We start from the raw sequence: 11,775 nt of genomic DNA on the forward strand, positions 1-11,775 counted from the left end.
ATGGCGGAAGCACAGATCCAACAACCCGGCGCGGCAACTGCTGAAACGCAAGGCGCCGACGATTTCTCGGCTCTTCTGAAGCAGAGCTTCAAGCCGAAGACCGAACGGGCGGCGACCGAGGTCGAGAACGCGGTCGCGACCCTGGTCAACCAGGCGCTCGCCGACTCCACCCTGATCAAGGGCGATGTCCTCGACACGATCGAGGAGATGATCGCCAGGCTCGACGCCAAGCTCAGCGAGCAGATGAACGAGGTGCTGCATGCACCCGAGTTCCAGAAGCTCGAGAGCGCCTGGCGCGGCCTCAACTACCTCGTCTTCAACTCAGAGACCGACGCTCAGTTGAAGATCAAGGTCATGAACATCGGCAAGAGCGAGCTCTACCGCAATCTGAAGACCTATCCCGGCGCCCGCTGGGACCAGAGCCCGCTCTTCAAGCAGATCTACGAGCAGGAATTCGGTCAGCTCGGCGGCCAGCCTTTCGGCGCCATGGTCGGCGACTACCACTTCAGCCATGTCCCGGCGGACGTCCAGCTGCTGCGCGATCTCTCCAAGGTCGCCGCCGCCGCCCATGCTCCGCTCTTCACCGGCGCCGACCCGAACCTGATGGGCATGGACTCCTGGACCGAGCTCTCCAATCCGCGCGATCTCGGCAAGGTCTTCGATACGCCGGACTACGCCGCCTGGAAGGGCCTGCGTGACGCGGCCGACTCCCGCTATGTCGGGCTTTGCCTGCCGCGCGTCCTCTCGCGGGTTCCCTACGGTGCGAAGTCGGAGCCGGTCGAGGAGTTCGCCTTCGAGGAGGACACCGACGGTCACAAGGGCGAGAAATACGCCTGGATGAACGCTGCCTATGCCATGGCGGTGAACATCAACCGCGCCTTCAAGGAGTATGGCTGGTGCACCCGCATCCGCGGCGTCCAGTCGGGCGGCGAGGTGCTGAACCTGCCGACCCACACCTTCCCGACGGATGATGGCGGCGTCGACCTGAAATGCCCGACCGAGATCGCGATCAGCGATCGGCGTGAGGCGGAACTGGCCAAGTCCGGCCTGATCCCGCTGATCCATCGCAAGAACACCGACAAGGCGGCGTTCATCGGCGCGCAGTCGCTCTACAAGCCCAAGGCCTTCTTCGGGCCGGACGGCGTCGCGGCGACGGCCTCCGACAACCTGTCCTCGCGCCTGCCTTACATGTTCGCCGTGTCCCGCTTCGCGCACTATCTGAAGTGCATGGTGCGCGACAAGGTCGGCTCCTACAAGGAGCGCGAACCCCTGCGTCGCTGGCTGCAGGAGTGGATCACCGAATATGTCGACGGCGATCCGCTGAACTCCAGCGAGGAGACGAAAGCGCGCAAGCCCCTGTCCGAAGCGCGCATCGACGTCTTCGAGGACGAGGAGAACCCCGGCTACTATTCGGCCAAGTTCTACCTCCGGCCGCACTTCCAGCTCGAGGGCATGGATATCGGCCTGAGCCTCGTCTCGCGCCTGCCGGCGCCCAAGACCTGAGACCCGGGCGCGCCGCCGGCGCGCAGGACCCCCAGGACGATAGTTGGCCCTGCGCTTGCCGCGCAGGGAGAGTGGCGACGCATGGGGGGAGCTCTCCAGGCGACGCGAATTCTATGCCCAAATCAACCTGAAACAGCCAACCATTGGAGAGCACCATGGCTAGCGATTTCCTCCTCGAAATCGAAGGTATCAAAGGCGAAAGCCAGGATTCCAAGCATAAGGACACGATCGAGATCGAGTCCTTCTCCTGGGGCGTCAGCAACTCCGGCACGCATGCCGCCGGACATGGCGGCGGCGCCGGCAAGGCGAGCTTCCAGGACCTGCACTGCACGTCCAATGTCAGCAAGGCTTCGCCGGTGCTGATGCTGAAATGCGCCACCGGCGAGCACATCAAGAAGGCCGTGCTCTTCGTCCGCAAGCAGGGCAAGGAGCAGCAGGAGTTCTACAAGGTCACCCTCGAGGACCTGCTGGTGTCGAGCTATCAGTCCGGCGACTCGACTGGCGGCAACCCGGTCCCGACCGACCAGTTCTCGCTGAACTTCGCCAAGATCAAGTACGAGTACAAGGTCCAGAACAAGGACGGCTCGCTCGGCGCGACCTCGACCGGCACCTGGAATCTCAAGGAGAACAAGGAGTAACATCCTGCTCTCGCCGGGCTCGCTTCAGCGGGCCCGGCTAAGGCGGGGTTCGCCGTCGACTGGCGGTGCCGGCCCTGCCCAGCTCAGAACGGACTCCCGCGCGACTGCGGCAGCAGTCTTCGGGAGTCCATCGCTTTCAGCAAACCGTTCGGGGAGCGCGAATGGTCGACCCCAAGGCGAAGAACCGGTTGCGCCCACCGCTGATGTTCGCCTTCCGCGAGGCGCATCGCAGCAAGGACGCCAAGGTGCATCTCGATCTGCGCGACGCTGGCGGCGAGCGGGTCGTGGCCGGTCGCCGCGCCGCGCCGCGGGCCGCGATCACCGAAAGCAAGCTGCGCCAGGAGATCGCTACCGATCTCGAAGCTTTGGTCAATACGATCAATTTCGGCTCGTCCACCGATCTCTCGCGCCATGAGCATGTGCGCCGCTCCGTCCTCAATCATGGCTTCCCCGACATCCAGAACAAGTCGATCGACGAGTACCGGGTCGGCTCGATCAAGGATGAGCTCGCTCAGGTCTTGCTGGCATACGAGCCCAGGCTGCTGAAGCAGTCGATCATCGTCGAGCGCGACGAGGGGCTCGACAAGGCCGAGCTGAAGATCCGCTTCGTCGTGCGGGCGGATCTGAACTGCGAGCCGCTCAACATCCCCGTGCAATTCGTCGCCGATGTCGAGCTCGACACCGGCAAGATCGCGATCAGGAACCGGTAGCGCGGATGAACCAGGAATTCCTCGATTTCTACAATCGTGAGCTCCGGCTCTTCACCGAGCATACGAAGGAGTTTGCCGAGGAATATCCAGGGATTGCCGAACGGCTCGGCGGTCTCGTCGGCGAACGCATGGACCCGATGGTCGGCGGCTTGCTGGAAGGCGCTGCCTTCCTCGCCGCCCGCGTCCAGCTCAAGCTCAAGCACGAGTTTCCGGAATTCACCAACAATCTGCTCGAGCAGCTCATCCCGAACTATCTGGCGCCGACGCCGTCGGCGCTGCTTGCCGGCATTGCGCCGACCTTTGGCGATCCGGCCCTGCGCGACGGTGTCGAGGTGCCGCGCGGCTCCTATCTCGACGCGACTTACGTCGAGCGCGACCGGCGCGTCGCCTGCCGCTATCGGCTGGGCTCCGCGGTGATGCTCTGGCCGTTCGACGTCGCGTCCGCCGAGTACATCGCCGCGCCCGGGCGGCTGCAGGCGCTCGGACTGCCGGTCGACGGGCGGGTGCTGTCGGGCTTGCGGCTCGCTTTGACCCATCGTGTCGCCAGCGACCCGGCCGAAGAGCCGTCGCCGGAAGAGGCGAAGAAGCTGCCGGCAGCCTGGTTTGCCGGCTGCAGGACACGTGAGCTCACCGTGCACTTGCTCGGCGCCGAGGCGGATGCGATCGCGCTCTACGAGCAGATTTTCGGCGATCGTCTCGGCATCTATTTCCGCTATCTCGACGAGTTCGGCGACCCCGTCGTTCTCTCGGGCGCCGACTGCGCCGTCGAGCAGATCGGTTTCGGCGAGGACGACGCGCTGCTGCCGGCCGATACCCGCATCTTCCGCGGGTTCGACCTGCTGCGCGAGCAGTTCTGGTTCCCGCGCAAATTCCTCGGCTTCAAGCTGACGGGCCTCGACAAGGTGATGTCCCGGCTCAAGGCCAAGACGGTCGATGTCGTCTTCGTCTTCGACGAGGTCAACACGCGCCTGTCGGCGGCGGTTCAGCGAGAGATGTTCGCGCTATACGCCGCGCCCGCGGTCAATCTGTTCGAGAAGACCACCGACCGCATCCCGGTGCGCCGGAACGAGCACGAATACCATGTCGTGCCCGATCGCAGCCGCATGCTCGACTACGAGCCGCACTCGATCCTCGACGTCTATGCGCATTACACCGGTGGCCGCGACAAGCAGCCGGTCCACCCGCTCTATTCCTCCCCGGAAGGCGCTTCGCCGACGCACGGCCTGCTCTATACGCAGCGGCGCCTGCCACGCCGTCGTTCGGCTGCCGAGCGCCGCGAGGGACGGGCCTCCGACTATACCGGCACGGAGATGTTCATCTCGCTCTATGAGCCGGCTACGGTGTCCGATGCCGCGTCCGTGGCCGAGTTGAGCGTTCGCGCCCTCTGCTCCAACCGGCATCTCACCGAGCATCTGCCGACCGGCACAGGCGGCGCCGATTTCCGCCTGATCGACAACGTCGTGCTCGACGTGACCTGCCTCGCCGGGCCGACGCCGCCGCGCGAGCCGATCGTCTCGCAGCTCAGGCTGCGCTCCGAGACGGCGAGCACCGGCGTCGTCACTTGGCGGCTGATCAACCTGCTCAGCCTCAACCATCTCGGCCTGGTCCAGCGCGGCGCCGGCGAGAACGCCGAGGCACTGCGCGAGATGCTCTCGCTCTTCGCCGATCTCGCCGACAGCGCCACCGAGCGCCGCATCCGCGGCATCAAGAACGTCGACAGCCGCCCGGTGATCCGGCGCTTCCCGCAGCGGGCCGGAACGGGCGCCGCCCGGGGGCTCGAAGTCACCGTGCTCTTCGACGAGAAGGCCTTCGAGGGCAGCGGCGTCTTCCTATTGGGGGCGATACTCGATCGCTTCTTCGCCGAATACGCCGCGATGAACCATTTCACCCAGACGGTGATCCGCACCGTCGAGCGCGGCGAGGTCATGCGCTTTCCGCCACGCGCCGGAACGAGGCGCATCCTGTGAACGAGACCGCGCCATCCCTGCCGCCACCGGCCGCGCTCGACGAGCTGCGCGTCGAGCCGCCCTTCGTCGAAGGGCTGCGCGCCGAGCCTTGGCGGCACGACTTTTACGCGGTGCTGCGCCGGATCGAGCGCAGCTTCCCAGAGCGCGAGCGCATCGGCGACGTCGCCGCCAGGCGCGATGAATATGTCGCGCTCGGCGAGCAGCCTTATATGGATTTTCCGGCTTCGACCTTCGCCGAGGCCGATCGCGACCTGCAGGGGCGCCTGCGGCTCTTCGTCAAATTCCTCGGCCTGCTCGGGCCCCAGGGCGCGCTGCCGCTGGCGACGACCGAGGAGAGCTATCACTGGCAGCTCGTCCGCGACGATGCCTTCCCGCGCTTCCTCGACATCTTCAACAACCGCTTCCTGCAGCTCTTCTACCGGGCCTGGGCGGATTCGCGTCCCGTCGCGCAGCATGACCGGCCCGACAAGGACCGTTTCATCGCCTATGTCGGCAGCATGGTGGGTTTGGGTTCCTCACCTTACCAGAACCGCGACAGCGTCCCCGATCCCGAGAAGCTCGCCCATGCCGGGCTCGCGGGCGCGCAGGCCAAGTCGGCCTCGCGCCTGCGCAGCCTGCTCGCCGGGCTCTTCGACATCGAGGTCGAGGTTGAGCAGTTCGTCGGCATGCGCCTCGTCTTTGATCCCGAGGACCGGACCAAGCTCGGCCGCGGGCAATGCGCGCTCGGCAGCAATGTCCTGCTCGGCGCCAGCGTCTACAGCGTCGAGGACAAGTTCCGGGTCAAGCTGGTCGCGCGCGACCTTGAGCAGTTCAACCGCTTCCTGCCGAATGGCGATCGCTGCGAGCCCTTGGCCGATGCGGTGTTCTTCTATCTCGGTGAGCAGTTCGAATGGGATGTCGAGCTCGCTCTGCCGGTCGGCAAGGTCAGGCCGATGCAGCTCGGCCGCTCCGGCGCGCTCGGCTGGTCGAGCTGGGTCGCGCCGAACTGGGATGTCGCCGACGGCACCTTGCGCCGCGATGCCCGTTTCCACCCCGCTGAACGCATGCGGCTGAAGCGCAGCCAGAAACAAACGACGAAACGATAGGAGGCAGCCATGGCCGATATCAGTCTCGAAGCCGTAACCGGCAAACTCAACCGCGTCGGCTATGAGGCCTTCATCCAGGCGCTGCGCCAGGCGAAAGGGGCCGGCAACCGCAATGTCGAGCTGGCGCACTGGCTCGCCCAGATCCTGCAGCGGCGCTCGACCGATATCGGGCTGACCGCGCAGCATTACGGCCTCGACATGGCCCGGCTCGCCACTGATATCGGCGGCGTCATCGAGGGCTTCCGCAAGAACGAGACGGAGATGCCCGGCGTCGCCAACAACGTCGTCGATGTGCTCGACCGCGGCTGGCATTACGCCACGCTGTTCTTCGGCGAGACCCAGATCAGGACTGGCCATGTCCTGGTCGCGGCGCTCAAATCGCTCGAACTCAAGCGGGCGCTGACCGGCATCTCCAAGGAGTTCGGCAAGATCCCGGTCGAGGAGCTCGCCGCCGGCCATGCCAAGATCTGGAAGGATTCCGAGGAAGAGAACCTGCGGCCGATGGACGGCTCGGGCCTGCGCGCTGGCGGCACGCCCGGCGCCGAGCAGGCCGAAGGCGCCAAGGGCACGACGGCGCTCGACCGCTTCTCGCAGGACCTGACCGAGAAGGCTCGCTCGGGCACGATGGACCCGATCCTCGGCCGCGACGACGAGATCCGCCAGGTCATCGACGTGCTGATGCGCCGGCGCCAGAACAACCCGATCCTGACCGGCGAGGCCGGCGTCGGCAAGACCGCGATCGCCGAGGGCTTCGCCCAGCGCATCGTCGCCGGCGACGTGCCGCCGCCGCTGCGCGGGGTCAAGGTCTGCGCCCTCGACATCGGCCTGATGCAGGCCGGTGCCTCCATGAAGGGCGAATTCGAGCAGCGCCTGCGCTCGGTCATCGACGAGGTCCAATCCTCGCCGACGCCGGTGATCCTGTTCATCGACGAGGCTCATACGCTGATCGGCGCCGGCGGGGCTGCCGGCACGGGCGACGCCGCCAATTTGCTGAAGCCCGCTCTCGCCCGCGGCACGCTGCGCACCATCGCCGCGACGACCTGGTCCGAGTATCGCCAGTATTTCGAGAAGGACCCGGCACTGACCCGGCGCTTCCAGCCGGTCCAGGTCGACGAGCCGGACGTCGTGCGCTGCTGCACTATGCTGCGTGGCCTGATCGGGCCGATGGAGAAGCACCACAAGGTGCGCATCTCCGACGCTGCGATCGTCGCCGCCGTCCAGCTCTCGTCGCGCTATATCCCGGCTCGCCAGCTGCCCGACAAGGCGGTGAGCCTGCTCGACACCGCCTGTGCCCGCGTCGCGATCAGCCAGACGGCGACGCCTGCTGCGATCGAGGATGCCCGTGTCGCCATATCCGCGCTGGAGAAGGAGAAGCTCGCCCTGATCGCCGACAAGGATCTCGGCGATGCCACGGATGAGCGCCTCGGCAAGATCGAGGAGGAGAGCGCTGCGCTGACGGCGAAGCTGGAGGCGCTGGAGGCTGACTGGGCTTCCGAGCTCGCCCTCGTCGAGGAGATCACGCTGCTGCGCGGCAAGCTCGGCGAGAAGGCGGCCGCTGAGGCTGCTCCCGCCGATGGGGAGGCACCGGCCGAGGTCGCGCCAGCCGAAGCGCCGGCCGATCCCGAGGCGACGCGCGCCAGCCTGAAGGAGAAGTTCACGACGCTCGGCGCGATCGATCCGGCAAACCGGATGATCTACGCCCATGTCGATGAGCAATCGGTCGCCTCGGTCGTCTCCGACTGGACCGGCATCCCTGTCGGCCGCATGGTCAAGGACGAGATCGAGACCGTGCTCAACCTCGCGCAGACGCTGAACAAGCGCGTGGTCGGGCAGGGCCATGGCATCGGCATGATCGCCAAGCGCATTGAGACCAACCGCGCCAAGCTCGACAATCCGAACAAGCCGATCGGCGTCTTCATGCTCTGCGGCCCCTCCGGCGTCGGCAAGACCGAGACGGCGCTGGCGCTGGCGGAGTCGCTCTATGGCGGCGAGCAGAACGTCATCACCATCAATATGAGCGAGTTCCAGGAGGCGCACACCGTCTCGACGCTGAAGGGCGCGCCTCCCGGCTATGTCGGCTATGGCGAGGGCGGGCGGTTGACCGAGGCCGTCAGGCGCAAGCCCTATTCGGTCGTGCTTCTCGACGAGGTCGAGAAGGCCCACCCGGACGTGCATGAGCTGTTCTTCCAGGTCTTCGACAAGGGTCAGATGGAGGACGGCACCGGCCGCCGCATCGACTTCAAGAACACGCTGATCATCCTGACCTCGAATGTCGGGACCGACGAGATCATGCGCATGGCCGGCGACGAGACGAGCAGGCCCGATCCGGAGGAGCTCGCGGTGGCGCTCAGGCCGGCGCTGCTCAAGGTCTTCCCGCCGGCGCTGATCGGCCGCCTAGTGACGATCCCGTATTACCCGCTCTCCGGCGAGATGCTCGGCGGCATCGTGCGCCTCCAGCTTGGCCGCATCGGCAAGCGTCTGCGCGACAACCACAACGCCGCCTTCACCTATGACGACGCCGTCGTCGAGCACATCGTCGCCCAGTGCAACGACCCGGATTCGGGCGGCCGCATGATCGACAACATTATCACCAACTCGATGCTGCCGGCTCTTTCGCGCAGCATCCTCAACCTGCAACTGGAGAAGAAGCCGCTGACCGAGGCGAAGGTGACCGTCCAGGATGGGGCGTTCCACTACGTCTGCAACTGATAGCGGTAGGCCGCTTCGCCACGGCGAAGACAGTGCGCCTCGATTGCGATGCTAAATCCGCCGCGTGCGCGACCAGGCCGCGGCGGCCGTTCGTTCGGATTGGCAGCAGAGGAGATGCGAGCATGACCGTGCCTGACATCAGCAATGCGAGTGATATTGGCAACTACCATTTCCAGCCCGGCGACATGGTGGAGGCCTATTGGAACATCCAGGTCGACGATGACTACATCTCGATCAACAAATACATGATCGGCATCCATAATTCCGATGCCGGGGCACAGAAGCGCAAGGCCGTCCAGCAGGCGGCAGCGAAACTCAATCATCGCATCGATCAGAAGGCGTTCACCCGGGCTAGCATGGGCAAGGTCACGCCGGGCGATTGCCAGCATATTCTGACCATGGCGGTGCGGAGCGGGCTGGTGAAGCCGGGCGATCTTCAGGCCTGGGCCGATCAATGCCTCGGCGTCGACTGCACCGGCTTCGTCGTCGCCTATTACAACGAGATCGGCCGCATCAACGTCGACAAGTACAGCGGCGGGGCCAGCTGCCCGTTTCTCGTCGGCCGAGCGGTCAAGAACAAGGCGCCCGGTCTGGAAAGCGCTCTGATTTGGGAGCAGGATCAGGTCCGCGTCGGTGATATGATGGTGTGGATGAACAGCCGCATGGTCGAGACCAGGGCGCCGGGCCACATTGCGCTGATCTCCTATGTCGATGTCGCTCCGGATACCTTGTTCATCGCCGAGTCGAGCGGTGCGTCGGATGGCAGCGGTCACTACGGGCCGAAGCACAACCGGAAGTCCTGGGAAGGAGTGAAGTCCAGTGGCGGCGCGAAATACATCCAGATCGACAAGACCGGCAAAGTACTGATCGTGCGCCCGCCGGCCTGGTTCGGCTGACGGGTGTCCATGGGGATGGAAGGGTGATGCAACCGGTCAGGCTGAAGCGGCGCGACGAAGCGGTGCCGGCCGTCGCCGGCTCCGAGGGCGAGAGCGCATCTCCACGGCGCTTTCGCGAACCACCGACTGGCGGGCGCCCACCGCGCCGCCGGGGCAGCGTTCTGCCCTGGTTCCTGGCTTGCCTGGGTCTCATCGCGACCGGCGCAACCGGCTACCTGCTTTACGAGGAGAAGGGCCGCGTCGCCGTTCTCCAGCAGGAGCAGGCGATCCTGCAGAGCAGCTATGATGAGAAGCTCAAAGCGCTGCAGCGCCGCCTCGTCAGCGCGATCGTCGCCTCCGGCAATTCGCCCGGCCTGCCGGCGCAGCCGGGCCAGCCCGCCGTGGCTGGCAAGGCAGGTGACCAGCTCGCCGACCTGATCACCCGCCAGATCGAGTTGGAAGCCCGCCAGGCCCTGCTCGGCGCGCTCACCGGGCAGGCGGTCGGGCCGATCCTGCCGCAGGGCGGGGCGCAGGCGCCGGGCGGCAACCAGTTCGCCGACGGCCAGAACGTCCTCGACCGCGTCAACCCGGCCATCTTGGCGCAGCAGCGCCGGCAGGTCGCGGCGGCGGTCAAGGCAGCCGAGACCATGTCGCTGGACCAGCGCATCGCCATACTCGGCCAGTCGCTCGACCGGGTGCAGAACGGCCAGAACCAGCAGCTTCCTGCGCTCGGGCGCCAGCTCGTCGGACGTGTGCAGGAGGTGAGGGCGGCTCTGGCCGAGGTCGGGCTCGACCCGGCCAAGGTCAGGCTGCCGCCGGGCCGGCCCGGCATGGGCGGGCCATTGGTGCCGATGAGCGTGGCGTTGAAGCCCGGCACCTTCGAACATGCGCTGATGCAGCTCGGCGAGGCGAGGGCGGTCTTCGGCCGCTGGCGCGATCTGGCGGCGATCATGCCGTTCCAGCGCCCGCTGGAGGGCGACGACACCACGACCAGCAATTTCGGCCCGCGCTCCGATCCGTTCACCGGCGGCACGGCGATGCATGCCGGCATGGATTTCCGCGGCGAGACTGGAACGCCGATCCGCGCCCCCGGGGCAGGGAAGGTCCTGCGCGCCGAGGTGGCTGGCGGCTACGGCAATCTGGTCGAGCTCGACCATGGCAATGGCGTCACCACCCGCTACGGCCATCTCTCGGCCTTCGACGTCAAGGAAGGGCAGCTCGTCGCCGCCGGCCAGATCATCGGCCGCGTCGGTTCGACCGGACGCTCGACTGGCCCGCATCTGCATTACGAGACGCGGCTGTCGGACGAGGCGCGCAACCCGCTGAAGTTCATTCAGATTGGCGACAAGCTCGCGGTCGGGCCGAGCGGCCTGCGCTGAGAGTCAATGGGCCTTGGCCTCAACCACAGTGTCATCCCGGACGGAGCGTAGCGAAGATCCGGGATCCATTCCTGAGCTTACCCGAAAGAGGTTCCGGAATGGGTCCCGGGTCGCCCAGGGCGACTCGTGCATTTTTTGGTCGGCTCGCGAGGCCGGAGACCCGTTCGAGATCGGTTCCCGTCGGCCTACCCGACGACCTGCCAGGCGCTTCCGGTGTCGTAGAAGAAGCGCTCCTCGGCGATGCGGTCGCCCTGCCAGCGCTGGAAGGCGAGTTCTTCGAGGCGGCGGGTCACGCCCGCCTTGTCTGTCGCGTCGAAAATCCAGCGGACGACGACATGGTCGCCGTCGACCAGCACAGCGACAGGCGGGTGCGTATGCATCTTCTCCAGCCGCACCAGGGCTCGCGCCTCATGCGCCATCAGCACCTCGCGGCCACGGCGCGGCTCGTTGGCATTCTCCTGCATCGTCGCGTCGTCGGTATAAAAGTCGCGGATCGCGCCGACATGATCGCCGCTGACGACGGCGGCAACGAAGGCATCAACTCTGGCGCGGTCAGGCATGGTGATCTCCATCTCGTCAGGCCGGGATGGAGGAGCGTAGCGCTGTCTTCTACGGCGTGTGTCAGCATCAGCTCCGGTGCTTGGGCGCTCCGGGCTTGGTCGGACTTTGTGGCGCGACGGGATCACTGGCGGGAAAAGTGTCCTTGAGAGCCCGGTCCAGTTCACTCTCTCCCTTGCCACCCGCCTTCTTCTCGTCCTTACGCTGCTCGCGCTGCTCCTTGCGCAAGCTCTCGACCGCCTTGTTCGCGGAATTCGTCATGATGTTCCCCTGTTGCGTCGCAGGGCCCAGCCTGCCTGCTCGCTCAACGCGGGCCCCGGATCGAAAGTTCCTACGGCAAAGGGCTCGGCA

General features: G+C 66.1%; 10 protein-coding genes. 8 read left to right on the top strand and 2 right to left on the bottom strand.

Going from position 1 to position 11,775, the window contains the following annotated elements; genetic code table 11:
• The 8 genes from tssC (at position 1) to BMZ69_RS00535 (ending at position 10,866) form a co-directional block, all read left to right on the top strand.
• Positions 1–1,503: a type VI secretion system contractile sheath large subunit gene (gene tssC / locus BMZ69_RS00500; RefSeq protein ID WP_092153717.1), complete on the top strand. Its 1,503-nt coding sequence runs from the start codon at positions 1–3 to the stop codon at positions 1,501–1,503.
• 155 nt (positions 1,504–1,658) lie between these two features.
• The gene (locus BMZ69_RS00505; RefSeq protein WP_092153719.1) at positions 1,659–2,141 is read left to right on the top strand and encodes an Hcp family type VI secretion system effector; all 483 of its coding nucleotides are present in this window, start codon (positions 1,659–1,661) and stop codon (positions 2,139–2,141) included.
• A 161-nt stretch (positions 2,142–2,302) separates the two neighbouring features.
• Positions 2,303–2,851: a type VI secretion system baseplate subunit TssE gene (locus BMZ69_RS00510; RefSeq protein WP_244543145.1), complete on the top strand. Its 549-nt coding sequence runs from the start codon at positions 2,303–2,305 to the stop codon at positions 2,849–2,851.
• Between the two features lie 5 nt (positions 2,852–2,856).
• Positions 2,857–4,818: a type VI secretion system baseplate subunit TssF gene (tssF, locus tag BMZ69_RS00515; RefSeq protein WP_092153722.1), complete on the top strand. Its 1,962-nt coding sequence runs from the start codon at positions 2,857–2,859 to the stop codon at positions 4,816–4,818.
• Entirely contained in the window at positions 4,815–5,903 is a 1,089-nt protein-coding gene (gene tssG / locus BMZ69_RS00520) for a type VI secretion system baseplate subunit TssG (RefSeq protein WP_348272438.1), read from the top strand. The genes tssF and tssG overlap by 4 nt, the downstream gene beginning before the upstream one ends.
• A 9-nt stretch (positions 5,904–5,912) precedes the next feature.
• Complete coding sequence (gene tssH / locus BMZ69_RS00525; RefSeq protein ID WP_092153724.1) at positions 5,913–8,612, top strand: type VI secretion system ATPase TssH; 2,700 nt, start codon at positions 5,913–5,915, stop codon at positions 8,610–8,612.
• A 32-nt stretch (positions 8,613–8,644) separates the two neighbouring features.
• Positions 8,645–9,508, top strand: coding sequence for a hypothetical protein (locus BMZ69_RS00530; RefSeq protein WP_139218945.1), 864 nt, complete (start codon positions 8,645–8,647; stop codon positions 9,506–9,508).
• Between the two features lie 26 nt (positions 9,509–9,534).
• Positions 9,535–10,866 (top strand): M23 family metallopeptidase, encoded by a 1,332-nt coding sequence (locus BMZ69_RS00535; protein WP_092153728.1) that lies wholly within the window; start codon positions 9,535–9,537, stop codon positions 10,864–10,866.
• Positions 10,867–11,051: 185 nt separating this feature from the next.
• Here the strand turns inward: BMZ69_RS00535 and BMZ69_RS00540 are convergent, their stop codons facing one another.
• Positions 11,052–11,426 carry a nuclear transport factor 2 family protein gene (locus BMZ69_RS00540; protein WP_092154568.1) on the bottom strand — a complete coding sequence of 125 codons (375 nt, stop codon included), beginning with the start codon at positions 11,424–11,426 and terminating at the stop codon, positions 11,052–11,054.
• A 67-nt stretch (positions 11,427–11,493) separates the two neighbouring features.
• Complete coding sequence (locus BMZ69_RS00545) at positions 11,494–11,685, bottom strand: hypothetical protein (RefSeq protein ID WP_092153730.1); 192 nt, start codon at positions 11,683–11,685, stop codon at positions 11,494–11,496.
• Positions 11,686–11,775: the final 90 nt, after the last annotated feature.

Origin of the sequence: Allobosea sp. CRIB-10, from assembly GCF_900112185.1 — a bacterium.
Taxonomy (GTDB): Bacteria; Pseudomonadota; Alphaproteobacteria; order Rhizobiales; family Beijerinckiaceae; genus Allobosea.